Source organism: Thioclava sp. ISO4, assembly GCF_058105145.1.
The window spans coordinates 46403-71647 of sequence record NZ_CM176571.1 but is presented as its reverse complement, the minus strand read 5'-3'; the positions used below and the strand labels follow the sequence as shown (position 1 = coordinate 71647).

Here is a 25245-nt window from a genome sequence, read left to right as displayed (position 1 = left end):
GGTCTGAAATGATTCAGGAATTCAAGGATTTCATCGCCAAGGGCAATGTCATGGACATGGCGGTGGGCATCATCATCGGCGCGGCCTTCACCGCGATCGTCACGTCGCTGGTCGGCGACATCATCAACCCGATCATCGGCCTGTTCACGGGCGGGGTCAATTTCACCAACAATTATGCTGTTCTGTCCGGGGAGGTGCCCGCAGGGGCCAGCCTCGAAGAGGCGCGCAAGGCGGGCGCGTCTATTTTCGCCTATGGGGCCTTCGTGATGGCGGTGATCAACTTCCTCATCATTGCCTTCGTGGTCTTCATGCTCGTGAAGATGGTCAATCGCGTGAAGGCCGCGGCGGAGAAGCCGGACGATGTCGCGCCGGAGGTGCCAACCGGGCCGAGCCAGCTCGACGTTCTGCTCGAGATCCGCGACGCGCTTCGGAAGTGACGGCGCGGGACGTCGCGGGCAGACGTTGCAGGCAGATATGAGAACGGCCCGGGGCGACGCTCCGGGCCGTTTCATTCGCGGGGCAGGGTGGCCCTTATTCGGCCGCGTGCATCACCGCCTCGGGGGTGTCGAGCGGCAGGTCGAGCGCTTCGGCCACGGCCTTGTAAGTCACCTTGCCCGCATGAACATTGAGACCTGCGGCTAAGTGCGGATCCTCGGCGCAGGCGCGTTCCCATCCCTTGTCGGCCAGCGCCAGCAGGAACGGCTGCGTCGCGTTCGACAGGGCGAGGGTCGCGGTGCGCGCGACTGCGCCGGGCATGTTGGCCACGCAGTAATGCATCACGCCCTCGACCTCGTAGATCGGGTCGTCATGGGTCGTGGGATGCGAGGTCTCGACGCAGCCACCCTGATCGATCGCGACATCGACGATCGCCGCGCCGGGCTTCATCGTCTTCAGCATCTCGCGGGTGACCAGTTTCGGGGCGGCGGCCCCGGGGATCAGCACCGCGCCGATCACCAGATCGGAGGCTGCAACGAGCGCCTCGGTCTCGGCTTTCGAGGCATAGGCGGTGCGGAAGGTGCCGCCGAACGTGTCATCGAGATAGCGCAGACGCGGCAGCGACTTGTCGAGCACGGTCACATCCGCGCCCATCCCGGCAGCTACGCGCGCGGCGTTGGTGCCCACGACGCCGCCGCCGATCACGACGACCTTCGCGGGCGACACGCCGGGAACGCCGCCCATCAGCACGCCGCGCCCGCCATTGGCTTTCTGCAGGGTCCAGGCGCCCATCTGCGGCGCGAGGCGACCGGCCACTTCGGACATCGGCGCGAGCAGCGGCAGGGTGCCGTCTTTTGCAGTCACCGTCTCATAGGCGATGCAGGTCGCGCCCGATTTCATCAGGTCATGGGTCTGCGCCGGGTCGGCGGCCAGATGCAGATAGGTGAAGAGAAGCTGGCCCTCGCGCAGCATCGCGCGTTCGGAGGCCTGCGGCTCTTTCACCTTCACGATCATCTCGGCCTGGGCGAACACATCCGCCGCATCGCCGAGGATTTTCGCGCCGGCCGCCTCGTAATCGCTGTCTGCGAAGCCCGCGCCCTGACCTGCCCCGGTTTCGACCAGCACCTCGTGGCCATGGGCGATCGCTTCTTGTGCCGCAGCCGGGGTCAGCCCGACGCGGAATTCCTGCGCCTTGATCTCGCGCACCGTACCGATCTTCATCGCGTGTCCTCCTCCAAAAAATGGAAACGTCCTGCCCCCAGTATGCGCTCCGTCACAAGCAAGTGCTTTGCCAATTTGCCGGTTGTGGGCGGGGTGCGTCGCTCGTATCTTCGGTGAAATACGAAAAGATCGGCAGGATATTGCATGAGCGACAAGCTGGACGCGACAGATCGTCGGCTGCTGGAGGTTTTGCAGCGGCAGGGGCGAATCTCCAATGCCGAGCTGAGCGAGCGGGTGAATCTGTCGGCCTCGGCCTGCCATCGCCGGGTGCAGCGGCTGGAGGAGGAGGGCTATATCCGCGATTACGTCGCCCTGCTGAACCCGCGCAAGTTGGGGCGGACCACGACGGTCTATGTCGAGATCAAGCTGTCGAGTCAGGCCGATGAGGTGCTCGATGCGTTCGAGAAGGGCGTGCAGCAGGTGCCGGAAGTGCTCGAATGTCACCTGATGGCGGGGGCTGCGGATTACCTGCTGAAGGTGGTGGCCGCCGATGCCGAGGATTTCGCGCGGCTGCACCGGGCGAAACTCGCCAATATTCCGGGCGTGGCGCAGATTCAGTCGAGCTTTTCGCTCAAATGCGTGGTCTCGACCACCGCGATGCCGGTTTAAGCGCGCCAGAAGCGCGGCAGGAACACGACGAGGATCGCGAGCATCCCGATCCGGCCCAGCAGCATCGCGAGCGTCAGCAGCCAGGTCGCGGCGTCGCTGAAGTCGATCATCGTGCCGGTGCGATCGGTCAGCGGGCCGACCCCGTAGCCGATATTGCCAAGCGCGCCCCATGTCGCGAAGAGCGCCGAGACGAAATCCGCCCCGGTCATCGAAATCCCGACCGAGATCAGGCCGAGCGTCAGCATATAGCCGGTGAAATAGAGGATCAGGGAGGAGAGCACGTCCTCCTCCAGCAGCTTGTCGCCAAGGCGCGGTTGCAGCACCCGGTGCGGCATCTGCAGGCGGCGCACGGCGGCGCGGATCACTGCGCCAAGCGCCTGCAAGCGAAAGACCGAGAGCGCGCCCGAGCTGGACCCGGTGCAGCCGCCGATCAGCCCGACCCAATAGGTCAGCACCATCGCGAAGCTTCCCCAATTCGCGACATTGGCGGTCCCGAAACCGGTGCCCGTCATGATCGAGGACAGGTTGAAGGCGGCGGAGCGGAAGGTGGGTTCGATCCCCTCGGGCGCATGGGTGTAGCGCCAGATCAGGAGCGCCGCGAGCGCGAGGGCGAACCAGCGCAGGAAGGCGTGGATTTGCGGGTCGTCCCAGAACGGGCGCAGGTCGCCCCGGCCAAGCTGGACATAGCGGATGAAGGGCAGGGCCGAACCCAGCATGAAGATGACACCGGCATATTGAGCCCCCGGCGAGAAGCTCGCGAAGGAGCTGTCATGCGTTCCGAAGCCGCCCGTCGCGATCGTGGCCATCGCGTAGCAGATCGCGTCGAAGGAGCTCATGCCCGCGGCGGCATAGCTAATCGCGCAGGCCAGCGTCAGCGAGACATAGACCCAGAGCAGCGAGCGCGCGATGTTATGGGCGCGCGGCATCACCTTGCCCAGCGTGTCGAATCCTTCGGCCTGAAAATAGCGCATCCCGCCGATCCGCAGCACCGGCAGGAAGATCATCGCGACGAAGGCGATCCCGAGCCCGCCGAACCAGTTCAGCATCCCGCGCCACAGCACCACCCCGCGCGGCAGCGTGTCGAGATGTTCGAAGACGGTGTAGCCGGTGGTGGTGATGCCCGAGGCGGCCTCGAAATAGGCGTTGGTCCAGGTCGCATGCGGCGCGCCCTCGATGAAGGGCAGAGCTGCGAAGATCGGCAGACCGAGCCAGATCGCCGCCGTGAGCAGATAGGCCTGACGCGTGTTCAGCCCGCTTGCGTTCGTGGTACGGGTCGTGAGCGCGAGGACCATCCCGATCAGCGCGGTCTCGACCGCCGCCTCGAAGAATTCCTGCCAGTTCGGATTGAGGTCGCTGAAGTCCAGCGCCGCGGGCACCAGCATAGCGGTCCCGAGGGCCGCGAGGATCAGGCCGAAGAGATGCAGGACGGGCCGGATATCGGACATGTGAAAGCGGTTCCCGCCAGAACGAAATGCTGGCGCTAGGGTAGGGGGCGCGGCGCTTTAGGCAAGATCAAAGCGGCGCCGGCTGCGCTTTCTTGTAGAGGTGTCTTCCAGAAACCAAAAACCCCCGCGGCCAAGCCTCGGGGGTCATCGGTGCGGGCAAGCCCGCCAGCATTTTCAGGCGCCTTTTCAGACGCGGAGCGGTGCGCTTAGAGCGCGCCTTCGCGCTGAGCCTTCTTACGTGCCAGTTTACGGGCACGGCGGACGGCTTCGGCTTTCTCGCGCGCTTTTTTGACCGAGGGTTTCTCGAAATGCTGCTTGAGCTTCATTTCGCGGAACACACCCTCGCGCTGAAGCTTTTTCTTCAGAGCACGGAGCGCCTGTTCGACGTTGTTGTCGCGAACGCTGACCTGCATGTGGTGTCACCACCTTCCTAAGTTAGAGTTGCAGTTGCTTGCAGGAGCGCTCCATATATTCACCAAAAGGCGGTTTGTCTACCGCCAAAGCTGAGAGAGGAAACGCGATGAAAAACGACCATCTCGATATGGACCGCACGCGATCCGAGCTGTTGGCGGCGATCAAGCCGCATGTGCCTTTCGACGGCTGGTCCGAGCCTGCCTTCAAGCTCGCGGTCTCCGATCTGGGGCTCGATCCGGGGCTGGCGCGGGTCGTGTGTCCGCGCGGCGCCGTCGATCTAGCGGTGGCCTATCACCGCGAGGGCGATGCCGCGATGCTCAAGCGTCTCGAAGAGGCCGATCTGTCGGGGATGAAGTTCCGCGACCGTATCGCGACCGCCGTGCGCTTCCGTCTGGAAGAGGCCGATCCGGAGCTGGTGCGCCGCGGGGCCGCGATCTTCGCGCTGCCGCAGAATGCCACGACCGGCTCGAAGCTGATCTGGGAGACCTCGGACAATATCTGGCGCGCACTGGGCGACGTCAGCGAGGATTACAACTGGTACACGAAGCGGATGACGCTTTCGGGGGTCTATAGCTCGACCGTGCTCTACTGGATGGGCGATGAGAGCGAGGGCAAGGCCGACACCTGGGCCTTCCTCGACCGTCGCATCGAGGATGTGATGCAGTTCGAAAAGGTGAAGGGCGCGGCGATGAAGCTGCCTTTCCTGCCGAAGCTTCTCGGCGGCATCCGTGCGCCGAAAGGCACTGACGACATGCCGGGCCGGGAGGCGCATTGATGAAACCTGTCGAGATGCCGACCGAGATGCGCTGCGTCGAGATTTCCGAACATGGCGCGCCGGAGGTGCTGAAAGAAGTCACCCGCGCCGTGCCGGTCGCGGGTCATGGGGAGATCCTGATCGAGGTGGCCTATGCCGGGGTGAACCGCCCCGATGCGCTGCAACGCGCGGGCGCCTACAACCCGCCGCCGGGCGCGTCGGATCTGCCGGGGCTGGAATGCTCGGGCCGGGTCGCGGCGATCGGGCCGGGCGTCACGGATTGGGAAGTCGGCGACGCGGTCTGCGCGCTGCTGCCCGGTGGCGGTTATGCCGAGTATGTGACCTGTCCGGCGGAGCATGCGCTGCCCGTGCCTGCGGGGCTCGATCTGAAATCGGCCGCCTGTCTGCCCGAGACCTGCTTCACCGTCTGGTCGACCATGGTGATGCGCGGCGGCTTGCAGGCGGGCGAGCGGTTCCTGGTGCATGGCGGCTCTTCCGGGATCGGCACGACCGCGATCCAGATCGCGACGGCGCTGGGCGCGCGGGTCTTCACCACTGCTGGCAGCCCCGAGAAATGCGCGGTCTGCGAAGAGCTTGGCGCGACGGCGATCAACTACAAGACGGGCGATTTCGTCGATGTGCTGAAGGCCGAAGGCGGCGCGAACCTCGTGCTCGACATGGTGGGCGGCGACTATATTGCGCGCAATATCAAGGCGATGGCCAATGATGCGCGCCTCGTCTTCATCGCCTTCCTGGGCGGTCCCAAGGCCGAGATCAACTTCGCGCAGGTCATGGTGAAGCGCCTCACGATCACCGGGGCCACGCTGCGCCCGCAATCGGATGCCGCCAAGGCCGAGATTGCGCGGCAGTTGCGTGCCAATGTCTGGCCGATGATCAATTCGGGCAAGCTGCGCGTGATCCATGACAGCACCTTCCCGCTGGCCGAGGCTGCAAAAGCCCATGCGCGGATGGAGACGAGCCAGCATATTGGCAAGATCGTGTTGGAAGTTGCGGGCGGCTGAACTTTCGTCCCGCGTGCGCCGGGTGTATGCTTCCGGCGTGCGCGGACCAACGAGGGGAGGCGGTCATGAGCGAAGGGCGCTTTGAATTTCTGGACGGGTTTCCGGCCGATGTGCTGGCATTCGAGGCCAAGGGCACGATCGGCGCGGAGGCTTACGAGCAGCATCTGATCCCGGCGGTGGAGGCCAAGATCGCCGCCGAGGGCAAGGTGAAGTTGCTCTATATCATCGGCGACGCATTCGACGGCTACACCGCGAAAGCGGCATGGGACGACACCAAGCTGGGCCTGTCGCATCTGGGCGATTTCGCCGCAGTGGCGCTGGTGAGCGATGTCGACTGGATTCGCTGGGGCGTGCAGGCTTTCGCGCCGATGATCCCCGGCACGGTCAAGCTGTTCCGCTTGAGCGAATTGGATCAGGCCAAGGCGTGGATTTGCGCCGCCGGCAAGGCCGAGGAAGACCACAGCCACGACGTTGCGGCGAGCCACAAGCTGCCCACGTTGGAAGATCGGCAGCCGCCGCTGGAAGACTGACGCCTCAGCGCACCTTTTCCATAAGCGCGTTGGGCAGGCTGCAATCGCGGATCGTATCGGAGCCGCATTTGCGCGGATCGAGATCCTTGGTCAGGCAGATACGGGCCTCCTGAATGCGGCCCGACTTGCAGGTTATGGTGATCTCGTCGGCATCGAGGCCGGGATTGGCCTCCAGAAACGCCTGCTCGACTACCTTCGCGGGCAGTCTCACGTCGCGGTCGAGATTGGCCAGCACGTCCGGGATTTCGATGCTGGCATAGGCTTCGCGTTCCAGCGCGAAATAGTCCGCCGCCGACAGGCCCGAGCAGCGCCCGTGTTTCTTCCATTCGTACCAGGCCAGCCCCGGCGCGCCGGTCAGATCCTCCATCGCGGCGGTCTGCTGGCGCGAGGGGTCGCGATGCGGCGTGCGGCAAAAGCTGGGCCAGCCGCGCTCGTATTGCGGCCAAAGCCCGTGCAGCACGAAAGAATGATCGTGCTTCGGATCGCATTGCGGCGAGTTGCGCGCGTCACCGGTCAGGGCGCACCAGGTGGGCGACCAACTGAGCGAGAGGACGTAATAGTCGAAATCGCCCGCGCGCTCGCCTTCGGCATGGGCGGGCAGGGCAGCGGTCGAAAGCGCAAGCAGGGCTGCGGCCAGAAGGCCCAAACGAGTCATTTTCTCTTTTCTCCCGACGCGCGATTGACTATATGAGGCGGCAATTCCCCTTCCAGAAATGGACCGCGGCAGGGAATTCCCGCGCCGCAGCCGATTTCTCGGCCCGGGAGAGATATGTAAAGGATGGCTGCAATGACGAACAAGCCCCTGATGGCAAAGGCCACCGCCGTGTGGCTGGTGGACAATACGACGCTCAGCTTCAAGCAGATCGCGGATTTCTGTGGCCTGCACGAACTGGAAGTGCAGGGCATCGCCGATGGTGACGTCGCAACCGGCGTGAAGGGCTTCGATCCGGTCGCCTCGAGCCAGCTCGATCAGGAAGAGATCGACAAGGCCGAGAAAGACCCGCTGCACAAGCTCAAGCTGAAGTTCAACAAAGCTGCTGTCGGCGAGGACAAGCGTCGCGGCCCGCGCTACACGCCGCTGTCGAAGCGTCAGGACCGCCCGAACGCGATCCTGTGGCTGGTGAAATTCCACCCGGAACTGGCCGATGCGCAGATCGCGCGTCTCGTCGGCACCACCAAGCCCACGATCCAGTCGATCCGCGAGCGCACGCACTGGAACATCCAGAACATGACCCCGATCGATCCGGTCGCGCTGGGTCTTTGCCGCCAGTCGGAACTGGATATCGAAGTGCAGAAGGCCGCGAAGAAAGCCGCCGCCGAAGGCGTGATGAGCGATGACGAGCGTCGCAAGCTGGTCTCGACCGAGCAGTCGCTGGGCATGCCCGACGAGCCGCGCCTGCCCTCTGGCATCGCCGGTCTGGAGAACTTCTCCTCCTCCGATCTCAAGCAAGAGAACGAGGAAGAGGACGACGCGGCGGACAATGCCGATTACTCGGACGCCGACAGCTTCTTCAACCTGCCCGAGGATGATGACGACGAGGATGAGGACGACAACCGCAAGTAAGCTGTCGTCGTCGCGCAAGATCAGGGCCGCTCCATCGGGGGCGGCCTTTTTCGTTGCGGTGCGACGCTTCGCGTCGTTGAGGCTGAAAAAGGAACACGGGCGACGAATGAACCGCCGCCCGTCTCTAAGGTTGGAGTGAGCTGCCGGAGAACCGGCAAGTCCCGCGACAGGCGCAGCTTACTGCTTCAGCACCACGGGTTGGAACGAGAAGACGCCATCGGATTTCGGATCGACCGTCATCTCGACCCAGCTGTTGTCGCTGCTGCCGAACACCTCGACGCGGGTGAAGTTCGCGGTGCTGCGGCCATCGGGCTGGAGCATGGGCTTGTCGACCTTGAAGTAATGCGAGTCGCCGTGAACCAGCAGGACCTGACCGTCGAAGTTATGCGTCTCCTCGACGAGGGTCTTGTAGAAGTCGGTGAAGCCGTTCTTGTCGTCGAGTGTCGGCAGGAAATCGTCTTTGTAGCCGCCACCGCTCAGTTCGAAGGGGAAGAAGATGTCGGCCTGAATGTCGATCAGGATGCCCGCGTCGTTATTCTCGCGTGCCTTTGCGAAGGACTCCTTGAGCCATTCGACGTTCTTTGGGTTGCGCGCCTCGTACTCCGCGGTTGCGGCATCGCAATCGGCCTGCGTGCGGTCGGACTTCTTGGTGCACTGCTTGTCGGTCACCACAAGGTTGTTGTTGCTGCCGGGCACGTTGAGGGCCACGAACATCACGTCGTTGCGCTCGAAGCGGCTGTTCTCGCTATAGGCTTCGCCCGGGGCACCCTGACGTTCGACGTCGATCGGGTTCGAGCCCTGCGATTTCGCGGCATCGAAGAAGGTCTTGCGCAGGTAAGAGAGCCGCTCGACCGGGTCGTAGCTGCCATTGTTGGTCCGGTGGCAGTCGACCCATTCATTGTCGCCGAGGGCGTAGAGCGTCGGCATGTCGAGGCGGTTGAAGATCGCCTGCACGTCCGCCCCGATCGCCTGATCGGTGCATTCGCTGCTGCCGCTCTTGGTGTCGCCGGCGAAGATCGTGAAATCGAGATCGTGATCGTTCATCGAGGCAACGGTCTGGTCGATCCAGTTTGCCTTCTCCTCGGGATCCTTGCTGTAGAACTCGTCGCCCCAGAGCGCGACCTTCAGGACGCCCGCGTCGGAGGCGGATTGTGCATGGGCCGGAGCCACCAGCGCGGTGGAGAGAAGGGCGGCGGTGAGCGCTGCGGACAGCGTGAACGAACGGGAAAGGCGTGGCATGTATACCCCCAAGATGACTTGATATGACGAAGGCCCTGAGGGCGAGGTGCCGCGTCGGGCGGCGGGCCGTCGGCTCTGGGCTTCGGGCGTCATGTTACGTCGGAGTGTGACAAGCCGCTGACGCGGGTGCGAAGCGTTCGTGACACTCGCCCGGGCGGGTAGGGCGGAGCGAAGCCCCGAAGGCTGCTTTCCTCCGCGCGTCATTTTCGAGGCGCTCTCTGGACAGCGGGGGCAGCGGGCGCGATGCTCGCCGCGAAAAGAGGAGGAGCAGATGCCGGACTTCGCGACTTATCCGAGCCTGAAGGGCAAATCCGTAATCGTGACCGGGGGTGCCTCGGGGATCGGGGCGCTGATCGTCGAAGGCTTCGCCGCGCAAGGGGCGAAGGTCGGGTTTCTCGACCGCGATGCCGAGGGGAGTGCGGCGATCGCGAAACGGTTGGGCGTCGATTACGAGCTGTGCGACCTGCGCGACATCACCGCGATGAAAGAGGCGCTGGGCCGCTTACGCGAGAAGATCGGCCCGGCGGATGTGCTGGTGAACAATGCTGCGCGCGACGACCGGCACGACTGGCGCGAGATCGATGCCGAGTATTGGGACGAGCGCCAGCACACCAACCTGCGCCACATGTTCTTCGCGATCCAGACGGTCGCGCCGGACATGATCTCGAAAGGGGCGGGGTCGATCATCAATATGGGCTCGAATTCGTGGTGGGAGGCCGGCAGCGGCTTTCCGGCCTATGCGACGGCGAAAGCGGCGGTTCATGGGTTGACCCGCACGATGGCGCGCGAGTTGGGCGGGCATCGCATCCGGGTCAACACGGTCGTGCCGGGCTGGATCATGACGGATCGGCAGAAGACGCTCTGGGCCACGCCCGAGGCGCTGGAGGAGCATCGTCGCAACCAATGCCTGCCCGATCTGATCCAGCCGGAATATGTCGCGCGGATGGTGCTGTTCCTCGCCTCGGACGATGCGGCGATGTGCACGGCGAACAACTACATGGTCGAGGCGGGCTCGATTTAATCGTGTTGCGGCGCGCTGCCGGGCGGCGCGTCGCTTTGCCCATTCTCCACGGGTCCAGTCTCCACCGGCTCGGCGGGCTCGATCTCGATCTGCGCCAGTTCAGCTTCGAGGAATTTCTCGAACGCGTCGAAATCCAGCGGCTCGAACTGACCGAAACCCTGGATCCATGTCGTGGCCGCGGACATCGCGAGCGGCTCCAGCTTGCACCATTTCACCCGGCCGCGTTTCTCCTGAGAGATCAGCCCGGCATTGGTCAGGATCGCGAGGTGCTTGGAGACGGCCGCCAGCGACATCTCGAAGGGCTCCGCCACGTCGGTCACCGCCATGTCGTCTTCGAGCAGCATCGTCAGGATCGTCCGCCGGGTCGGATCGGCGAGCGCGGCGAAGATCGCATCGAGAGACGGGGTGGGCGGCGGTAGCATCGCTCCTTGATGGGGCGGCGCGCGATAAACGTCAACCGATCGGTTGAATATGCGATTGCTCGCATTCGCGTGAGCTTGGCGCGGCGCGAATTTGAGGCTTATTTTCAAAATCTTTACGGATCAATGGGTTGCGAGGCGTTTTCCGAGGCCTATCCGGAATTGACTCAGGCGGGGGGCACGGCTATCACGGCTGAGACCTGAGTGGGGGCCGAACCATGCCTGATCACCGCTCCGACGAGCCCGATCCCGAGCGCCTCGCAGCGCTTGAGAAGAAGCTTGCGGCAGTGAGAAAGACGCAAGAACCGCCTCCGCAACGTGCCGATCATCATCTGTCCCAGGCGAATATGGCCTGGCGTATGGTGATCGAAATGGTTTCGGGGCTGGGGATCGGCTTCGGCATCGGATACGGGCTGGATGTGCTTATGGGCACGATGCCTTGGATGATGGTGCTGTTCACGCTTCTCGGGCTCGCGGCCGGGGTGAAGGTGATGCTTCGCTCGGCCAAGGAAATGAACGAAGAGCGTGCGGCCGACATGGCCGATGAAGAGGAAGACGACCGTGGCAACTCTTGAACAGGAAATGCGCAGTGAACTGACCTTCCACCCGATGGATCAGTTTATCGTTAAGCCCCTCTTCGGCGATGGCCCGGTTCACTGGTACACGCCGACCAATGCGACGCTGTGGATGGCGATCGCCGTTCTGGCGATCTTCTTCATGCTCGTCATCGGTACCCGCGGTCGCGCCGTGGTGCCCTCGCGCGCCCAGTCGATCGCGGAGCTGTCCTACGGCTTCATTCACAAGATGGTCGAAGACGTGGCGGGCAAGGACGCGCTGAAGTTCTTCCCCTATATCTTCACGGTCTTCCTGTTCATCGTCTTCTCGAACTTCCTCGGCCTGCTGCCGCGCGGCTTCACCACGACCTCGCATATCGCTGTGACCGGTCTGCTGGCGATCGCCGTGTTCGTTGCGGTGACCGTGATCGGTTTCGTCAAGAACGGCGCGGGCTTCCTGAGCCTGTTCTGGGTGGCCTCGGCGCCGCTGGCGCTGCGCCCGATCCTCGCGATCATCGAGATCATCTCCTACTTCGTGCGCCCCGTCAGCCACTCCATTCGTCTTGCGGGCAACATGATGGCTGGCCACGCGGTTATGAAAGTGTTCGCCGCCTTCGCGCCGCTGATCCTGTTCTCGGGCGTCGGCATCGCCGTCACCCCGCTGTCGATCCTCGCGATCACCGCGATGTACGGGCTCGAAGTTCTCGTGGCCTTCATCCAGGCCTATGTCTTCACGATCCTGACCTGCGTCTATCTGCGCGACGCGCTTCACCCGGCACACTGACCGGATAACGGATCGAACCAGTTCACCAAATTTCTGCCACTTCCAACCTCAAGGAGTTACGACAATGGAAGGCAATATCGTTCAAATGGGTGCTTACATCGGCGCTGGTCTGGCCTGCATGGGCATGGGCGGCTCGGCTATCGGTGTGGGCAACGTTGCCGGCAACTTCCTGTCGGGCGCACTGCGCAACCCCTCGGCGGCCGCTGGCCAGACCGCGACCCTCTTCATCGGCATCGCCTTCGCAGAAGCGCTCGGGATCTTCTCGTTCCTCGTCGCGCTGCTGCTGATGTTCGCCGTCTGATCCAGCACGCTTTTCCTTGAGGGCGGGTGGGCTCATTCGGAGCCCATCCCGTGACCCGCAAGGGGATTTGTGATCAGGGTCGAGGGACGACATGGCAAGCGAAACGCAAAATACAGCGCACGCAGCCGCTGATGCGGCCCAAGGCGCGGCACATACCGCGCAAAAGGCCGGTATGCCGCAGCTCGACTTCTCGAGCTACCCGAACCAGATCTTCTGGCTCGTGGTCGCTCTGGTCGCGATCTACTGGCTGCTGACGCGCATCGCACTGCCCCGGATCGAGGCAGTTCTCGCCGATCGTCAGGGCACGATCGCGGGTGACATCGCCGCGGCCGAAGACTTCAAGCGCAAGGCCGAAGAGGCCGAAGCCGCTTACGAGAAGGCTCTGGCCGAAGCACGCGCTCAGGCGCAGAAGATCGCAGGCGAAACCAAGGCCGAGATCCAAAAGGACCTCGACGCGGCTATCGCCAAGGCAGATGCCGAGATCGCCGCACGCTCCGCGGAATCGGAAGCCCGCATCGCGGAAATCCGCGACGGCGCGCTTGCAGCGGTCGATCAGGTCGCCAAGGACACCGCCGGCGAGATCGTCGCGGCTCTGGGTGGCAAGGCTGACGCCAAGGCCGTGACCGCGGCTGTCGAAACGCGGCTGAAAGGGTAAGACGATGAAGAAACTCTCGCTTCTCCTTCCGTTCGTGGCGGCACAGCCCGCCTTCGCAGCGACGGGCCCGTTCTTCTCGCTTTGGAACACGAACTTCATCGTGACCATCGCCTTCATCATCTTCGTGGGCATCGTGCTCTACGCGAAGGTGCCGGGCATGCTGGGCAAGATGCTCGACAAGCGCGCGACGAACATCCGCTCGGATCTCGACGAAGCGCGCAAGCTGCGTGACGAGGCGCAAGCGGTTCTCGCCAGCTACGAGCGCAAGTCGCGCGAAGTGCAGGGGCAGGCCGACCAGATCGTCGCCGCTGCCAAGCGCGACGCCGAAGCCGCTGCCGAGAAGGCCAAGGAAGACCTGAAGGTCTCGATCGAGCGCCGCCTGAAGGCCGCTGACGAGCAGATCGCCTCGGCCGAGGCGCAGGCTCTGAAAGAGGTCAAGGACCGTGCCGTGTCGGTCGCCGTGGCCGCCGCTGGCGATGTGCTCGCCAAGCAGCTGAGCGCGTCGGACCGTGCCGCGATGATCGACAGCTCGCTTTCGGAAGTCGAACAGCGCCTGAACTGATCTCCCCTAACGGGTGACATTGAAAACCCCGGTCCGATGGGCCGGGGTTTTTCTTTGTCTTGGGCTCAGAGGTGATGTGGGCTCAGCGGTTATGTTCGAGACGTAACCGCGCGGTGGCCTCGTTGCGCTCGGCCCGGCGCATCGCCGCCATCTCGACCTCGACGAATTCCATATGGGCCGCGATGGCCTTGCGCGCGGCAGAGGCGTCGCGGCGCTGGATCGCCTCGTTGATCGCCCGGTGCTGGTCGAGCAGCTTGCTGCGCGTTCCGCGGTTCCGGAACATCATCGAGCGGTTGTAGAACACGCCCTCGGCGAGCAGGTCGAACATCGCGCGCATCATGTGGATCATGATGACGTTATGGCTCGCCTCGATGATCGCCATGTGGAACTGCGCGTCGAGCTGCGCCTCCTGCGTGGGATTGCGCTTGGAATGGGCCGCTTCCATCTGCGAGAACAGCGTCTGGATCACCGCGAGATCGGTATCCGAGCCGCATTGCGCCGCGCGCTCGGCGGCGAGCCCCTCCATGTCGCGACGGAAGGAGATGTAGTCGAACAGCGCCTGATCGTTGCGCGCAAACAGCCGGATCAGGGCGGGCGAGAAGGCGGAATCGAGGACTTCGGCGACATAGATCCCGGCCCCGGCGCGTGTGGTCAGGAGACCTGACTCCTGCAGTTCCGCGACCGCTTCGCGCAGGCTCGGACGCGAGACGCCAAGGCGTTCGGACAGCTCTCGCTCGGAGGGGAGGCGCTCACCGGGGCGCAGAATGCCCTGCAGGATGAGCTGCTCGATCTGGCGCACGACAGCATTCGCGAGCTTCTCGGATTCGATCTTCTGAAATGGCATGCACCCCTCCATGTGGTAAAGATGTATGACCAGATCGGGTCGTCGGCAATGAAAAAAGGCCGGGTTTCCCCGGCCCTTTTCCCACTCTGACGAGCGGTTTAGTTGTTCGGACGAATGATGAATTCGACCCGGCGGTTCGCCTGACGCCCCTCGGCGGTCAGGTTGCTCGCGATAGGTTGATCCTCGCCGCGACCGGTCGGGATCACGCGGTAGCTCGGGACGCCGCCATTGATCAGGACATTGGCCACCGATTGCGCGCGCTGACGCGACAGGCGCATGTTGTAGGCCGCATCGCCGGTGTTGTCGGTATGGCCGACGACTTCGACGGTGGTGTCCGGATAGCGGTTGAGGCTGCCTGCGAGCGTGTACAGGTCGCGCTGCAGATCGGGGCGCACGGCCGCGCTGTCGGTCGCGAAGAGCACGTCTTGCGGCATCGTCACGATCAGCTGGTTGCCCTGACGCACGACGCTGACGCCGTTGGTGGTCAGGTCGCGCCGCAGTTCCTGTGCCTGACGGTCGAGCTGCGAACCGATCGCGCCGCCGAGCACGCCGCCGACGATGGCGCCCGCTGCGGCTTTGGTCAGCTTCTCGTCGCCTTTGCTCGTCGCGCCGATCGCGCCGCCGATCAGTGCACCGGTGATCGCGCCGGCATTGCGGTTTGCGTTCGGGCTTTGGTCGGGATTGTCCGCCCCGGTGTAGCCGCCCGGCACACAAGCGGTGAGCGCCATTGCAGCGGCGGCGCTCAGAAGAATGGTTTTGGTCTTGAGAACGGTGGTCATGTTCTGTCTCTGCCTTCTCTGGTCGCCTCATGTTTCGAGGCTTAACGAGAAGATACGCGTAAAAATCGCGCAGGTTCCATGCCCTTTTCGTGAAGCGCGGAATTCCGCGCATCATTTCTCGGCAGAACCGGCGGAGGGACGCTCAATCGGCCTCGGCGCGGGCCCCTTCCCAGCCCAGAATCGCGCGTTTGACGCCTAGGCCCCAGTGATAGCCGCCCAGACCGCCGGATTTGCGCAGGGCGCGGTGGCACGGAATCAGGAAGGAGATCGGGTTGCGGCCCACGGCGGTGCCGACGGCGCGCACCGCTTTGGGATTGCCGATCGCTTCGGCGATGTCGGAATAGGTGGTGACCTGCCCCGAGGGGATCGAGAGCAGCGCCTCCCAGACCTTGATCTGGAAGGGCGCGCCGATCAGCGTCAGCTTCGCCTCGCCGTGTCGGCTGAACGCGGCCTCGACCCAAGGACGCAGCGGCTCGGGGTTTTCGGTGAAATGGGCGTCTGGCCAGCGGCGGGCGAGGTCGTCAAAGGTCTCGCGCTCGCCCATCTCGGCGGTGAAGCCCATGCCGCAAAGCCCTTGATCCGTGCCCATCGCGATCACCGGGCCGAAGGGGCTGTCGAACCGCCCCCAGCGGATCGTGACGCCGTCGCCGCCGCGGGCAAACGCGCCGGGCGTCATCGCCTCCCAGCGCAGCACCAGATCGTGCAGGCGGCCCGTGCCCGAGAGCCCTGCACGGTCGGCCACCTCGTCGAGCGGCAGGCGCTGGCTCAGCAATTCGCGCACGAAGTCGAGCGTCAGGTATTGCTGGTAGCGTTTCGGAGAGACCCCGACCCAGGCCGAGAACAGCCGCTGGAAATGCGCGGGGCTCATCGAGAGCCGTGCCGAGATCGCCTCGAGCGTCAGCAACTCGCCCGCCGACTGCGCCGCGTCGATCTCTGCCAGCGCGCGGGCGATGACCTGATAGTGGTAGCTCTCGGCAATGTCGCTATGGTCGTTCATCACGCACCTCTTGGTTCTCGTCGATCCTAGGGCGCGGGCGGCAGCCGCGCGACCCGAAAGCTGCGGTTTGCGCGCGGCCTTGCCCTTCGCGCGCGTGGCGGGCATTAGGAAAGCATGGCCAAGCAATTCGATTATGCCACGATGAAAGAGGTCTTCGCGCGGTTCGAAGCCTCCGAGCCCCATCCCAAGGGGGAGCTCGAGCACGTCAACGCCTATACGCTGGTGGTGGCCGTGGCGCTTTCCGCACAGGCGACCGATGCGGGCGTGAACAAGGCGACGCGCAAGCTTTTCGCCGTGGCCGACACGCCCGAGAAGATGCTCGAGTTGGGTCTGGACGGCGTGACCGAGCATATCAAGACGATCGGGCTGTTCCGGCAGAAGGCGAAGAACGTCATCAAGCTGAGCCAGATCCTCGTCGATCAGTATGACGGCGAGGTGCCGTCCTCGCGCGCGGCGCTGCAATCGCTGCCGGGCGTGGGGCGCAAGACCGCGAATGTCGTGCTGAACATGTGGTTCGGCCATCCCGCGCAGGCAGTCGACACGCATATTTTCCGGGTCGGCAATCGCAGCGGCATCTGCCCGGGCAAGGATGTCGACGCGGTCGAGCGCGCCATCGAAGACAACGTGCCCGTCGAATACCAGCGCCACGCCCATCACTGGCTGATCCTGCACGGTCGCTATATCTGCGTGGCGCGCAAACCCAAATGTCAGGCCTGTCCGATCAAGGATCTGTGCCAGTTTGAGGAGAAAAACCTTTGAAACAGTATCAGGTCGTCGGCATCGGCAATGCCGTCGTGGACGTGATCGCGCAATGCGACGACAGCTTTCTAGAGCATATGGGCATCGAGAAAGGCATTATGCAGCTGATCGAACGCGAGCGCGGCGAGACGCTTTACGGCGCCATGAAAGAGCGCACGCAGGCACCGGGCGGCTCGGTGGGCAACACGATCGCGGGGCTGGGCAATCTCGGGCTCACGACGGCCTTTATCGGGCGGGTGCGCGACGACACGCTGGGGCGCTTCTACGAGGCGGCTCTGCATGGCGAGGGCACGGATTTCCCGAACCCGCCGGTCAAGGATGGCGAGCTGCCGACTTCGCGCTCGATGATCTTCGTGACGCCGGACGGTGAGCGGTCGATGAACACCTATCTGGGGATTTCCGCGGAGGTCTCGACCGAGGATGTGAACCTCAAAGTGGTGGAGAACACGCAGATCCTGTTCCTCGAAGGCTATCTCTTCGACAAGGATCACGGGAAGGCCGCGTTCCTGAAGGCGGCGCAGGGCTGTCACCGGGGCGGTGGCAAGGCGGGTATCGCGCTGTCGGACCCGTTCTGCGTCGACCGTCACCGCGCCGATTTCCGGCGTCTGGTGCGCGACCAGATGGATTACGTGATCGGCAACCAGCACGAATGGGAATCGCTCTACCAGACCGATCTGGATGCGGCGCTGAAGCAGGCGGCCGAGGAATGCGAGCTGGTGGTCTGCACCCGCTCGGGCGACGACGTGATCCTGATCCGTGGCGAGGAACGCGCGACGGTTCCGGTCAAGCGCGTCGTGCCGGTCGATGCGACGGGCGCGGGCGATCAGTTCGCGGCGGGCTTCCTCTACGGCTACGCGACGGGGCAGGGCCTCGAGACCGCGGGCAAGATGGGGTGTGCTGCGGCGGCCGAAGTGATCGGCCATTACGGCGCACGGCCCGAGATCGATGTGAAGGCGCTCTTCGCGGAGCGCGGGCTCATCTGAGCCTGTCTGGCGCGCCCGGGATAAGGGCGCGCCGCAAGACTTAACGCATCAGCAGCATCGGCCCGAGCGGGCGACCTGCGAGGATATGCAGGTGGTAATGCGGCACTTCCTGCACGCCGTTCTCGCCCGCATTGGTGATGCCGCGATAACCCTCGCCGCCTTCGCCCGGGCTCGCGCCGGTCATCTTGCAGATTTCGGCCACGGTGCGGTGGAAATCGACGATCTCGGCATCGCTCGCCTCGGCGCAGAAATGATCGAGCGCGACATAGGCGCCTTTCGGAATCACCAGCACATGCTCGGGCGCTTTCGGGGCGATGTCGCGGAAGGCCAGCGTATGTTCGGTCTCCAGAACGGTGTCGTTCGGGATCTCGCCGCGCAGGATCTTGGCGAAGATGTTCTGATCGTCATAGGTATAGGCCATGGCCTCTCTCCTCAGTCGCGGAAGATGTAGTCGAGTTCGGCCAATTCCTGCGCCATATCGGAGGGGATGTCGAGCGCATGGGCCAGCGCGCGGGCGTTGTCTTCGATCTCGCCGCCCTCGCGCATGAGGGCGTAATTCTCGAACTCGGCATCGCGGAGCCGCTCGGATTCGTGGTGCAGATCGGCGCGGATCGTCGGCAGCATCTGATCGAGCACCTGCGGCGGCGTATGCTGCCCCGCGAGGCCGACGCGCTGCGCGTGCCCCTTGAGATAGTCGTCGGAGAACTGACATTCGATCTCGAGGATGCGGGTCTGGCATTTGTCGCGGGTGAAGTCCTCGATCACGTCCAGCTCGGCGGGATCGACGCAGATCACCATGCGGTCGGCGTTCTCGTGGTCGAAGACCATCCGCATCAGCGCGCGGCGGTGACGGTTGCGCTTTTCCGGGCTGGTCTCGATGCCGCCGAGATCGGGCAGGGGGCCCATCTCGTTGAAGACGTAATCGAGCGCGGGGATCGAGGAGCGTTTGCGGAACTCGGCCACCAGCCGTTTCGCGACATGCCATTTCTTGCACAGGATCAGGGTCAGCGTGCGTTCGCGGCCCAAGGTCGCCTCCGCCTCCCAGAAGCGCGGCGCGAAGCGACGGCCGACGCGACCGCGCCCGGTGAGGAAGCGATGCAGCGCGCGGCCTTCGTTCGAGACGGCGAACTCGACGCCCTCGCGCGTCCACAGCTCGCCCAGACGCTGCTTCAGGTCGCGCGCTTCGGGGCTGATCTTGCGCGCAAACAGGTAATCCTGCGCCAGCAACAGATCGTAATGGTCGTTGTAGAAATTCGCGGGCATCCCGTAATCGGTGAACATCAGGAAGGTCAGCGTCCGGGTGCGGATCTCTGTCTCGGGGATCAGGTGATGGACGATGGTCTGGAAGAAGGTCTCGTCCGGGATCCATGTCGTGCGGAAGAACCGCATCACATCGGGCCGCGCCTTGATGAAATCGAGCACCTGCTCCATCGTCCGGCGGCGCAGGCACCACCATTGCGAGCCGATCATCATCTGCAGATCGCCGGGCACCTCGCGCGACAGCTTCAGCTGCTTTTGCAGGTTATAAGCGAAGTAGAACCGCTTGGGCTGATTGCGCTCGTTGAACCAGTGGCGATAGACCAGCCGGTCTTCCTTCATCCCCGTCTTGATCCAGCCCGACGAGAAGAAGTCGAAGCTTTCGATATAGTCGACCTCTTCCGCATCGAGGAAGTTATGCGCGTATTCGGCCGATTTGATCTGCATGCAATCGCCCGAGAGCATGTAGAAATGCGTGGCACGCGGGAAATCGGCGACGGCGGCTTTTACCGCCTCCAAGGTCGCGGCGACGAGGCTCCATTCGCCCCAGCCGCATTTGACGCGCTTTTTCGCGAAGGTGACATTGGGATTGGCATCGAGCGCGCTGCGTAGCTTGCGGTAATGTTCGGGCTTGGCGCGCGCGTCGAAATGGATCGCCACATAATCGCCCGTCTGCGTCAGCCGTTCCGCCTGCGCGATGATCCCGTCAGGATCCTTATGGGTCAGAAGAATAAAGGCGATTCGGGCCATACGGGAAACGATGCGATGTCACTTGCTGGTATTATCCGACTTGTTAGCCGGAATGAGCGTTGAAAAGACAGGACTTCTTTGCTCTTTACTCGATATTTATTATGTCTGCGTTACCCGGTCACGGGTATGCGACCTTCTGGAGGGCTTTGAATGGGATTTCCCGGAACCTGGATGACCGAGAGCGAAAGCATGGTGTATCGCGTCGTGCCGAAATGCGCCTGCTCCTCCATCGGGCAGATCATGTTCTATTCCGATCACGGGAAATTCTTCGACGGCGACATCCACGATTCCAAGACCGGGCTGCATAAGTGGTCGCAGGACGAAAGCCAGCAGCCGATCACCGAAAACGTGCTGGCGCACAAAAGCTACGCCTTCACCTGCGTGCGCAATCCCTATCAGCGCATCCTGTCGTCCTTCTTCGACAAGATCGCGGGCATCCAGCGCAACGGCAAACGATATCGCGGCAAGCTGGTGCCGCAGCTGATCCAGAAATACGGGATCGAAGTCGGCTCTCCGGAGGACAATTTCGATTTCGACCAGATCGCCTCGTTTCGCCGCTTCCTGCTGTTCGCGCGCGACACGATCCGCTGGCGCCGCCCGATGGAGCCGGACATTCACTGGTCGGCCATGTCGGGCCATATCTCGACCTTCATCGTCAACGGCGGGCGCTACGACAACATCTTCTTCACCGAGAAATTCAACGAAGGCATGCAGTCGGTGCTCGACGCGGTCGAGACGCCGGTGAAAGTCGATCTGGCCAAGGTGCCGCGGTTCAACGAGTCCGAGGGGCACGGGCCGAAGCGCGCGCATAAGGTCAGCGATTATTTCGACGACCTGTCGCGCCACTTGATCTGGGAAATCTACAAGAAGGATTTCCAGCTTTTCCAATACGATTTCGACGATCCGGACAACAAGATGCCGGTGGGCGAGGTCGATCTGGACGAGGTGCACGCCAAGCTGGGCGACTGATCACCAGCGTTTCAGGGCGTCCTCGTCTTCATCCTTCGCAGCGACCCAGGAGGTGCCCTCGGGGCCGTGTTCCTTCTTCCAGAAGGGCGCGCGGGATTTCAGGTAATCCATCAGGAATTCGGCGGCTTCAAACGCCGCGACGCGGTGGCGCGCGGCGGTGGCGACCATCATGATCTGCTCGCCCACGCCCAGCCGTCCGTGGCGGTGGATGACGGTCACGTCCGACAGGTTCCAACGCTCGACCGCCTGATCGACGATACCCGCGATCGCGCGTTCGGTCATGCCGGGGTAATGCTCCAGCTCCAGCGCCTCCATCGCGCCGGTGTCGTCGCGCACGATGCCGGTGAAGCTGACGACGGCGCCGACATCCGCGCGGCCGGTGCCGAAATCGGCAAGCTCTGCGCCCAGATCGAAGGGCTCGGCCTGAACGGAGACTTTCATCTCAGCCCCCCGTCATCGGCGGGAAGAAGGCTACCTCGCGCACGCCTTCGAGCGGCGCGTCGAACTCCGCCAGATCCTGATCGAGCGCCACGCGCAGCGCCGAAATGTCGGCAAAGGCCGCCTCGTAGCGCGGCTCGCGTGCCTTCAGCTCCTCGACGAGATCGGCCACGGTCTTGGCCTGCGTCTCGACCTTCTCGCGCGGCAGGCCGATCCGCTCACGGACCCAAGCGAAATAGAGCACGTCAATCATGGCTCGGCTCCTTCAGATAGGGCAGGGCCTTGCGGAAATAGTCCCAGCCGGTGATCGCGGTCAGCACGGCGGCGATCCAGATCAGCGCAAGGCCCATATGGGTCGCGATATCGGCAAGGCTCGCGCCCATCCGGATATCGCCTTCGCCGGCGCGCGGGGCCTGCCCCTGTTCGAGATAGGCGAGCCCGGTGCCGAGGAACAGCACGGCAATCGCCACCATCTGTGCGGTCGTCTTCCACTTCGCGAGCTTCGTGACCCGCAGTCGCCCGGCATCCGCGCCGAGGAATTCGCGCAGCCCCGAGACGAAGACTTCGCGGAAGAGGATTACGGTGGCGGGCAGGATCAGCCACGGGTTCATGCCCGAATAACCGGTCAGTACCACCAGCGCGATCACCACCATCGCCTTGTCGGCGATCGGGTCGAGCATCGCGCCGAAGCGGCTCTCCTGTTTCCACGCCCGGGCGAGATAGCCATCGAACCAGTCGGTGATCGCCGCGCTGATGAAGAGCGCAAGCGCCAGCCAGTCGGCCCAGGGGCGAGAAAAATAAAGGAACAAGACCGCCACACCGGGGGCAGCCAAGAGCCTGAGTACAGTCAGGATATTGGGAAGGGTCCATTTCATGGGAGGCAACCTAGCTGCGTGGTTCGCAAAGCGGAAGAGGGCGCGTTAACAGGTCGCGGGATCGCGATACGCGTGCACCGTCCCATTGCGGTCGGTAACGCACCAGTCTCCGGGGCTGTCGCCCGGTGTGAAGTGGTCCGAGGTGATCGGGACCTTGCCGTGCCCGCCGGGGATATCGAGCACGTAGGTCGGCAGCATCGTCCCCGAGCAGCGGCGGCGCAGTTCGGCCATCAGCGCGCGACCCTCTGCGATGGTGGTGCGGAAATGCGAGGTGCCGCGGGCGAGGTCGCAATGGTGCAGGTAATAGGGTTTGACCCGTAGCTTGGTGAGGGCGCGGAACAGCGCCTCCAGCGCGTCGGCACGCGCGTTGACGCCCCGCAGCAGCACGGTTTGCGACAGCATCGGAATGCCGCGATCCACCAGTCGCGCAATAGCATCGCGGGCGGCGGGCGTGAGTTCCTGCGCGTGGTTGGTGTGCAGCACGATCCACGCGGTCGGCGCGGCGCGCAGGATGGTGCAAAGCTGCTCGGTGATCCGCTCGGGGGCGACGACCGGCACGCGGGTATGCAGCCGGATCTGGTCGAGATGCGCGATTGCGGAGAGGCGGTCGAGCACCGCGCCCAGCCTGCGCGTCGACAGCGTCAGCGGATCGCCCCCGGTCAGGATCACCTCGCGAATGGCCGGGGTCGCCGCGATATAATCGAGCGCCTGCGTCAATTGGTCTTCCGGCAGCGGCCCGGTTTCGCCCACCGTCTCGCGGCGGAAGCAGAAGCGGCAATAGACGTCGCAGGTCTTGGTGATGTGGAGGATCACCCGGTCGGGATAGCGATGCGTCAGCCCGGGTGCGGGGGAATGGGCGTCGTCGCCGATCGGATCTTCCAGTTCTTCGGGACGGGTGACCAGCTCGGCAGCCGAGGGCACGAATTGCGCGGCCACTGGATCGGTCGGATTGGCAATCGCCCCGCGCATCTCGGGTGTCACGCGGATGCGGAACTCTTCGGCTACGCGCTCCAGATCGGCGCGGGTGTCCGAGGCGGTCAGCCCGTCGCGTTCGAGATCGGCCACGCGGGTCAGCGCGCGGGGGTGGCGGCTGTGATCGGTCATCTCAGCCCTTCTCGTTGAAGAAATTGTGGATCGTCTCGGCCATCGCCTCGGAGATGCCGTCGACCTCCATCAGGTCGATGGGGGCGGCGCGGCTGACCGCCTTGGCGGAGCCGAAATGCGCGAGCAGCGCGCGTTTGCGGGCGGCCCCGATGCCCGGAACCTCGTCCAGCGGGTTCGCCATCTGCGCCTTGGCGCGTTTCGCGCGGTGGGTGCCGATGGCCCAGCGGTGTGCCTCGTCGCGCAGGCGCTGGATGTAATAGAGGACCGGCGATTGCCGGGGCAGGGCGATCGGCCGCTGGCCGGTGCGGTGGAACTCTTCCTTGCCGTGGTCGCGGTCCACGCCCTTTGCGACGCCGACCATCGCGACGTCGCTCACGCCCATCTCATCCATGATCTCGCGCACCGCCGAAACCTGCCCGGCGCCGCCGTCGATCAGCAGCAGATCGGGCCAGGCCTCGGATTTCCGCTCTGGGTCTTCCTTCAGCAACCGGGTGAAGCGGCGCGTCAGCACCTCCTTCATCATCCCGAAATCGTCGCCCGGCGTCAGGTCCGCGTTCTTGATGTTGAACTTGCGGTACTGGCTTTTGATGAAGCCCTCGGGCCCTGCGACGATCATCCCGCCCACAGCATGCGCGCCCTGAATATGCGAGTTGTCGTAGACCTCGATGCGTTGGGGCGGTTTCTCCAACCCGAAGGCCTCCGCGACGCCCGCCAGCAGTTTCGCCTGCGCGGCACTTTCGGACATTTTCCGACCGAGGCTCTCGCGGGCATTGCGCGCGGCATTCTCGACCAGCTCGGCCTTTTCGCCGCGCTGCGGGACGGTGATCTCGACCTTGCGCTCGGCGCGCTCGGACAGGAATTCGCTCACCAGTTCCTCATCCTCGACCGGGTGCGACAGCAGGATCAGCTTCGGCGGCGGGCGGTTGGTGTAGAACTGCGCGATGAAGGCCTGCAGGATTTCGGGCGCCTCGGCCCCGGAGCCGGTCTTGGGGTAGAAGTCGTGATTGCCCCAGCTCTGATTTGCGCGGATGAAGAAGACCTGCACACAGGCCTGCCCGCCCTCCTGATGAAGCGCGATCACATCGGCCTCGGCGGTGGTGCGCGGGTTGATTCCCTGACTTTGCTGCACATTGGTCAGCGCCTTGATCCGGTCGCGGAGCGCAGCGGCGCGTTCGAACTCCATCTCGTCGGAGGCCTTCTGCATCTCCTCGGCCAGTTCGCGCTGGATCGTGGTGGACTTGCCCTGCAGGAAGCGCTTCGCGTCGTCGACCAGCGCCGCGTAATCCTCCTCGGAGATTTTGCCGACGCAGGGCCCGGAGCAGCGCTTGATCTGATATTGCAGGCAGGGGCGCGTGCGGGTCTCGAACATCGAGTCCGAGCAGTTGCGCAGCAGGAAGACCCGCTCCAGCTGGTTCAGCGTGCGGTTCACCGCGCTCGCGCTTGCGAAGGGGCCGAAGTAATGGCCCTTCTCTTTGCGCGCGCCGCGATGCTTCTTGATCATCGGATAGGGGTGGTCCGTCGCGATCAGGATATTGGGGAAGCTTTTGTCGTCCCGCGCGAGCACGTTGTAGCGCGGTTTGAGCTGCTTGATCAGGTTCTGCTCGAGCAGCAGCGCCTCGGTCTCGGTCCGCGTCGTGAGAAACATCATCGAGGCGGTCTCATGGATCATCCGGGCGATCCGCGCCGAGTGTCCCGAGGGGCGTGCATAGTTCGAGACGCGCGCCTTCAGGTTGCGCGCCTTGCCGACATAGAGAACCTCGCCCTTCGCGTTCAGCATCCGGTACACGCCCGGCGAGCCGTCGAGACGCTTGAGATAATCCGCGATCAGCGCATGGCCCGTCAGCCCGTGTTGCGGGCGCGTGGCCGCCGGGGGATCGAGGGCGTCGTTGCTGTCTACGTCGTCATTCATGGGCAGGCTTCGATTCTCCCCTGTGGCTGCAACCTCGCGAAGACGTTTTCAA

General features: G+C 64.0%; 31 protein-coding genes. 15 read left to right on the top strand and 16 right to left on the bottom strand.

What is annotated here, in order from left to right:
• The first annotated feature begins 8 nt into the window (after positions 1-8).
• Complete coding sequence (gene mscL / locus AC2TZ7_RS00410) at positions 9-437, top strand: large conductance mechanosensitive channel protein MscL (RefSeq protein ID WP_489865505.1); 429 nt, start codon at positions 9-11, stop codon at positions 435-437.
• Between the two features lie 94 nt (positions 438-531).
• Here mscL and ald read toward each other — a convergent pair whose 3' ends face one another.
• A complete protein-coding gene (ald, locus tag AC2TZ7_RS00405; RefSeq protein WP_489865504.1) occupies positions 532-1656 on the bottom strand; it encodes an alanine dehydrogenase in 1125 nt (374 codons plus the stop codon).
• A 144-nt stretch (positions 1657-1800) separates the two neighbouring features.
• On the opposite strand from ald, the gene AC2TZ7_RS00400 reads away from it, so the two are divergent.
• Positions 1801-2265, top strand: a complete 465-nt coding sequence (locus AC2TZ7_RS00400) for an Lrp/AsnC family transcriptional regulator (protein ID WP_078569775.1) — start codon at positions 1801-1803, stop codon at positions 2263-2265.
• Here the strand turns inward: AC2TZ7_RS00400 and AC2TZ7_RS00395 are convergent.
• Complete coding sequence (locus AC2TZ7_RS00395) at positions 2262-3710, bottom strand: TrkH family potassium uptake protein (RefSeq protein WP_489865503.1); 1449 nt, start codon at positions 3708-3710, stop codon at positions 2262-2264. The two genes, AC2TZ7_RS00400 and AC2TZ7_RS00395, sit on opposite strands and share 4 nt — an antisense overlap.
• Before the next feature lie 206 nt (positions 3711-3916).
• Positions 3917-4123 carry a 30S ribosomal protein S21 gene (gene rpsU, locus AC2TZ7_RS00390; RefSeq protein ID WP_011748553.1) on the bottom strand — a complete coding sequence of 69 codons (207 nt, stop codon included), beginning with the start codon at positions 4121-4123 and terminating at the stop codon, positions 3917-3919.
• A gap of 107 nt (positions 4124-4230) precedes the next feature.
• On the opposite strand from rpsU, the gene AC2TZ7_RS00385 reads away from it, so the two are divergent.
• The 3 genes from AC2TZ7_RS00385 to AC2TZ7_RS00375 all read left to right on the top strand — a co-directional run bounded on the left by AC2TZ7_RS00385 (position 4231) and on the right by AC2TZ7_RS00375 (position 6430).
• Positions 4231-4899 (top strand): COQ9 family protein, encoded by a 669-nt coding sequence (locus tag AC2TZ7_RS00385; RefSeq protein ID WP_489865502.1) that lies wholly within the window; start codon positions 4231-4233, stop codon positions 4897-4899.
• Between the two features lie 14 nt (positions 4900-4913).
• Positions 4914-5900: an NAD(P)H-quinone oxidoreductase gene (locus tag AC2TZ7_RS00380; protein ID WP_489866769.1), complete on the top strand. Its 987-nt coding sequence runs from the start codon at positions 4914-4916 to the stop codon at positions 5898-5900.
• A gap of 65 nt (positions 5901-5965) precedes the next feature.
• Positions 5966-6430, top strand: a complete 465-nt coding sequence (locus AC2TZ7_RS00375) for a SpoIIAA family protein (RefSeq protein WP_489865501.1) — start codon at positions 5966-5968, stop codon at positions 6428-6430.
• Between the two features lie 4 nt (positions 6431-6434).
• Here AC2TZ7_RS00375 and AC2TZ7_RS00370 read toward each other — a convergent pair whose 3' ends face one another.
• A complete protein-coding gene (locus AC2TZ7_RS00370; protein WP_489865500.1) occupies positions 6435-7085 on the bottom strand; it encodes a ribonuclease T2 family protein in 651 nt (216 codons plus the stop codon).
• 132 nt (positions 7086-7217) lie between these two features.
• On the opposite strand from AC2TZ7_RS00370, the gene AC2TZ7_RS00365 reads away from it, so the two are divergent.
• Positions 7218-7994 (top strand): DUF1013 domain-containing protein, encoded by a 777-nt coding sequence (locus AC2TZ7_RS00365; protein WP_098412029.1) that lies wholly within the window; start codon positions 7218-7220, stop codon positions 7992-7994.
• Positions 7995-8171: 177 nt separating this feature from the next.
• Here AC2TZ7_RS00365 and AC2TZ7_RS00360 read toward each other — a convergent pair whose 3' ends face one another.
• A complete protein-coding gene (locus tag AC2TZ7_RS00360) occupies positions 8172-9233 on the bottom strand; it encodes a hypothetical protein (protein WP_489865499.1) in 1062 nt (353 codons plus the stop codon).
• Positions 9234-9504: 271 nt separating this feature from the next.
• Between AC2TZ7_RS00360 and AC2TZ7_RS00355 the strand changes: the two genes are divergently transcribed.
• The gene (locus AC2TZ7_RS00355; RefSeq protein WP_489865498.1) at positions 9505-10254 is read left to right on the top strand and encodes an SDR family NAD(P)-dependent oxidoreductase; all 750 of its coding nucleotides are present in this window, start codon (positions 9505-9507) and stop codon (positions 10252-10254) included.
• Here the strand turns inward: AC2TZ7_RS00355 and AC2TZ7_RS00350 are convergent.
• Positions 10251-10676 carry an ArsR/SmtB family transcription factor gene (locus tag AC2TZ7_RS00350; protein ID WP_489865497.1) on the bottom strand — a complete coding sequence of 142 codons (426 nt, stop codon included), beginning with the start codon at positions 10674-10676 and terminating at the stop codon, positions 10251-10253. The genes AC2TZ7_RS00355 and AC2TZ7_RS00350 overlap by 4 nt on opposite strands.
• A 215-nt stretch (positions 10677-10891) precedes the next feature.
• Between AC2TZ7_RS00350 and AC2TZ7_RS00345 the strand changes: the two genes are divergently transcribed.
• The 5 genes from AC2TZ7_RS00345 to AC2TZ7_RS00325 all read left to right on the top strand — a co-directional run bounded on the left by AC2TZ7_RS00345 (position 10892) and on the right by AC2TZ7_RS00325 (position 13529).
• Positions 10892-11248, top strand: a complete 357-nt coding sequence (locus AC2TZ7_RS00345; protein WP_078522460.1) for an AtpZ/AtpI family protein — start codon at positions 10892-10894, stop codon at positions 11246-11248.
• A 7-nt stretch (positions 11249-11255) separates the two neighbouring features.
• The gene (locus AC2TZ7_RS00340) at positions 11256-12011 is read left to right on the top strand and encodes a F0F1 ATP synthase subunit A (protein WP_093476999.1); all 756 of its coding nucleotides are present in this window, start codon (positions 11256-11258) and stop codon (positions 12009-12011) included.
• A gap of 64 nt (positions 12012-12075) precedes the next feature.
• Positions 12076-12312 carry a F0F1 ATP synthase subunit C gene (locus AC2TZ7_RS00335; protein WP_038144344.1) on the top strand — a complete coding sequence of 79 codons (237 nt, stop codon included), beginning with the start codon at positions 12076-12078 and terminating at the stop codon, positions 12310-12312.
• Between the two features lie 91 nt (positions 12313-12403).
• The gene (locus tag AC2TZ7_RS00330; protein ID WP_098412026.1) at positions 12404-12967 is read left to right on the top strand and encodes a F0F1 ATP synthase subunit B'; all 564 of its coding nucleotides are present in this window, start codon (positions 12404-12406) and stop codon (positions 12965-12967) included.
• A 4-nt stretch (positions 12968-12971) separates the two neighbouring features.
• Entirely contained in the window at positions 12972-13529 is a 558-nt protein-coding gene (locus tag AC2TZ7_RS00325; RefSeq protein ID WP_078522463.1) for a F0F1 ATP synthase subunit B, read from the top strand.
• An 82-nt stretch (positions 13530-13611) separates the two neighbouring features.
• On the opposite strand, the gene AC2TZ7_RS00320 is transcribed toward AC2TZ7_RS00325, so the two are convergent.
• From AC2TZ7_RS00320 to AC2TZ7_RS00310, 3 genes are all read right to left on the bottom strand, one after another.
• Entirely contained in the window at positions 13612-14373 is a 762-nt protein-coding gene (locus AC2TZ7_RS00320) for a FadR/GntR family transcriptional regulator (protein WP_078522464.1), read from the bottom strand.
• Between the two features lie 98 nt (positions 14374-14471).
• Complete coding sequence (locus AC2TZ7_RS00315) at positions 14472-15152, bottom strand: YiaD family glycine zipper/OmpA-like lipoprotein (protein WP_098412025.1); 681 nt, start codon at positions 15150-15152, stop codon at positions 14472-14474.
• Between the two features lie 142 nt (positions 15153-15294).
• Positions 15295-16149, bottom strand: coding sequence for a bifunctional helix-turn-helix domain-containing protein/methylated-DNA--[protein]-cysteine S-methyltransferase (locus tag AC2TZ7_RS00310; RefSeq protein WP_489865496.1), 855 nt, complete (start codon positions 16147-16149; stop codon positions 15295-15297).
• A 114-nt stretch (positions 16150-16263) separates the two neighbouring features.
• Here AC2TZ7_RS00310 and nth point away from each other — a divergent pair, with 114 nt between their 5' ends.
• The gene (nth, locus tag AC2TZ7_RS00305; RefSeq protein ID WP_489865495.1) at positions 16264-16908 is read left to right on the top strand and encodes an endonuclease III; all 645 of its coding nucleotides are present in this window, start codon (positions 16264-16266) and stop codon (positions 16906-16908) included.
• Positions 16905-17891, top strand: coding sequence for an adenosine kinase (locus tag AC2TZ7_RS00300; protein ID WP_489865494.1), 987 nt, complete (start codon positions 16905-16907; stop codon positions 17889-17891). Before nth ends, AC2TZ7_RS00300 begins: the two co-directional genes overlap by 4 nt.
• Positions 17892-17931: 40 nt before the next feature.
• Here the strand turns inward: AC2TZ7_RS00300 and AC2TZ7_RS00295 are convergent, their stop codons facing one another.
• Both AC2TZ7_RS00295 and AC2TZ7_RS00290 read right to left on the bottom strand, forming a co-directional pair.
• On the bottom strand, positions 17932-18312 hold the full coding sequence (locus AC2TZ7_RS00295; protein ID WP_078604859.1) for an HIT domain-containing protein: 381 nt from the start codon (positions 18310-18312) through the stop codon (positions 17932-17934).
• An 11-nt stretch (positions 18313-18323) separates the two neighbouring features.
• Positions 18324-19898: a DUF5928 domain-containing protein gene (locus tag AC2TZ7_RS00290; RefSeq protein ID WP_489865493.1), complete on the bottom strand. Its 1575-nt coding sequence runs from the start codon at positions 19896-19898 to the stop codon at positions 18324-18326.
• Positions 19899-20048: 150 nt separating this feature from the next.
• Between AC2TZ7_RS00290 and AC2TZ7_RS00285 the strand changes: the two genes are divergently transcribed.
• A complete protein-coding gene (locus tag AC2TZ7_RS00285) occupies positions 20049-20867 on the top strand; it encodes a sulfotransferase family protein (RefSeq protein ID WP_489865492.1) in 819 nt (272 codons plus the stop codon).
• Here AC2TZ7_RS00285 and AC2TZ7_RS00280 read toward each other — a convergent pair whose 3' ends face one another.
• The 5 genes from AC2TZ7_RS00280 to uvrC are packed head-to-tail and all read right to left on the bottom strand — an operon-like array spanning position 20868 to position 25193.
• Positions 20868-21308, bottom strand: a complete 441-nt coding sequence (locus AC2TZ7_RS00280; RefSeq protein WP_078604856.1) for a molybdenum cofactor biosynthesis protein MoaE — start codon at positions 21306-21308, stop codon at positions 20868-20870. It abuts the gene before it with no gap.
• A gap of 1 nt (position 21309) precedes the next feature.
• A complete protein-coding gene (gene moaD, locus AC2TZ7_RS00275) occupies positions 21310-21558 on the bottom strand; it encodes a molybdopterin converting factor subunit 1 (RefSeq protein ID WP_098412020.1) in 249 nt (82 codons plus the stop codon).
• Positions 21551-22180 (bottom strand): CDP-diacylglycerol--glycerol-3-phosphate 3-phosphatidyltransferase, encoded by a 630-nt coding sequence (gene pgsA / locus AC2TZ7_RS00270; protein ID WP_078549075.1) that lies wholly within the window; start codon positions 22178-22180, stop codon positions 21551-21553. The genes moaD and pgsA overlap by 8 nt, the downstream gene beginning before the upstream one ends.
• Before the next feature lie 45 nt (positions 22181-22225).
• Entirely contained in the window at positions 22226-23284 is a 1059-nt protein-coding gene (locus AC2TZ7_RS00265; RefSeq protein WP_489865491.1) for a lysine-2,3-aminomutase-like protein, read from the bottom strand.
• Between the two features lies 1 nt (position 23285).
• The gene (uvrC, locus tag AC2TZ7_RS00260) at positions 23286-25193 is read right to left on the bottom strand and encodes an excinuclease ABC subunit UvrC (RefSeq protein WP_098412018.1); all 1908 of its coding nucleotides are present in this window, start codon (positions 25191-25193) and stop codon (positions 23286-23288) included.
• Positions 25194-25245 lie beyond the last annotated feature (52 nt).

Coding starts and splice junctions, on each gene's coding strand:
- mscL (WP_489865505.1), top strand. CDS start 9: ATGATTCAGGAATTCAAGGATTTCATCGCCAAGGGCAATGTCATGGAC.
- ald (WP_489865504.1), bottom strand. CDS start 1,656: ATGAAGATCGGTACGGTGCGCGAGATCAAGGCGCAGGAATTCCGCGTC.
- AC2TZ7_RS00400 (WP_078569775.1), top strand. CDS start 1,801: ATGAGCGACAAGCTGGACGCGACAGATCGTCGGCTGCTGGAGGTTTTG.
- AC2TZ7_RS00395 (WP_489865503.1), bottom strand. CDS start 3,710: ATGTCCGATATCCGGCCCGTCCTGCATCTCTTCGGCCTGATCCTCGCG.
- rpsU (WP_011748553.1), bottom strand. CDS start 4,123: ATGCAGGTCAGCGTTCGCGACAACAACGTCGAACAGGCGCTCCGTGCT.
- AC2TZ7_RS00385 (WP_489865502.1), top strand. CDS start 4,231: ATGAAAAACGACCATCTCGATATGGACCGCACGCGATCCGAGCTGTTG.
- AC2TZ7_RS00380 (WP_489866769.1), top strand. CDS start 4,914: ATGCCGACCGAGATGCGCTGCGTCGAGATTTCCGAACATGGCGCGCCG.
- AC2TZ7_RS00375 (WP_489865501.1), top strand. CDS start 5,966: ATGAGCGAAGGGCGCTTTGAATTTCTGGACGGGTTTCCGGCCGATGTG.
- AC2TZ7_RS00370 (WP_489865500.1), bottom strand. CDS start 7,085: ATGACTCGTTTGGGCCTTCTGGCCGCAGCCCTGCTTGCGCTTTCGACC.
- AC2TZ7_RS00365 (WP_098412029.1), top strand. CDS start 7,218: ATGACGAACAAGCCCCTGATGGCAAAGGCCACCGCCGTGTGGCTGGTG.
- AC2TZ7_RS00360 (WP_489865499.1), bottom strand. CDS start 9,233: ATGCCACGCCTTTCCCGTTCGTTCACGCTGTCCGCAGCGCTCACCGCC.
- AC2TZ7_RS00355 (WP_489865498.1), top strand. CDS start 9,505: ATGCCGGACTTCGCGACTTATCCGAGCCTGAAGGGCAAATCCGTAATC.
- AC2TZ7_RS00350 (WP_489865497.1), bottom strand. CDS start 10,676: ATGCTACCGCCGCCCACCCCGTCTCTCGATGCGATCTTCGCCGCGCTC.
- AC2TZ7_RS00345 (WP_078522460.1), top strand. CDS start 10,892: ATGCCTGATCACCGCTCCGACGAGCCCGATCCCGAGCGCCTCGCAGCG.
- AC2TZ7_RS00340 (WP_093476999.1), top strand. CDS start 11,256: ATGCGCAGTGAACTGACCTTCCACCCGATGGATCAGTTTATCGTTAAG.
- AC2TZ7_RS00335 (WP_038144344.1), top strand. CDS start 12,076: ATGGAAGGCAATATCGTTCAAATGGGTGCTTACATCGGCGCTGGTCTG.
- AC2TZ7_RS00330 (WP_098412026.1), top strand. CDS start 12,404: ATGGCAAGCGAAACGCAAAATACAGCGCACGCAGCCGCTGATGCGGCC.
- AC2TZ7_RS00325 (WP_078522463.1), top strand. CDS start 12,972: ATGAAGAAACTCTCGCTTCTCCTTCCGTTCGTGGCGGCACAGCCCGCC.
- AC2TZ7_RS00320 (WP_078522464.1), bottom strand. CDS start 14,373: ATGCCATTTCAGAAGATCGAATCCGAGAAGCTCGCGAATGCTGTCGTG.
- AC2TZ7_RS00315 (WP_098412025.1), bottom strand. CDS start 15,152: ATGACCACCGTTCTCAAGACCAAAACCATTCTTCTGAGCGCCGCCGCT.
- AC2TZ7_RS00310 (WP_489865496.1), bottom strand. CDS start 16,149: ATGAACGACCATAGCGACATTGCCGAGAGCTACCACTATCAGGTCATC.
- nth (WP_489865495.1), top strand. CDS start 16,264: ATGGCCAAGCAATTCGATTATGCCACGATGAAAGAGGTCTTCGCGCGG.
- AC2TZ7_RS00295 (WP_078604859.1), bottom strand. CDS start 18,312: ATGGCCTATACCTATGACGATCAGAACATCTTCGCCAAGATCCTGCGC.
- AC2TZ7_RS00290 (WP_489865493.1), bottom strand. CDS start 19,898: ATGGCCCGAATCGCCTTTATTCTTCTGACCCATAAGGATCCTGACGGG.
- AC2TZ7_RS00285 (WP_489865492.1), top strand. CDS start 20,049: ATGGGATTTCCCGGAACCTGGATGACCGAGAGCGAAAGCATGGTGTAT.
- AC2TZ7_RS00280 (WP_078604856.1), bottom strand. CDS start 21,308: ATGAAAGTCTCCGTTCAGGCCGAGCCCTTCGATCTGGGCGCAGAGCTT.
- moaD (WP_098412020.1), bottom strand. CDS start 21,558: ATGATTGACGTGCTCTATTTCGCTTGGGTCCGTGAGCGGATCGGCCTG.
- pgsA (WP_078549075.1), bottom strand. CDS start 22,180: ATGAAATGGACCCTTCCCAATATCCTGACTGTACTCAGGCTCTTGGCT.
- AC2TZ7_RS00265 (WP_489865491.1), bottom strand. CDS start 23,284: ATGACCGATCACAGCCGCCACCCCCGCGCGCTGACCCGCGTGGCCGAT.
- uvrC (WP_098412018.1), bottom strand. CDS start 25,193: ATGAATGACGACGTAGACAGCAACGACGCCCTCGATCCCCCGGCGGCC.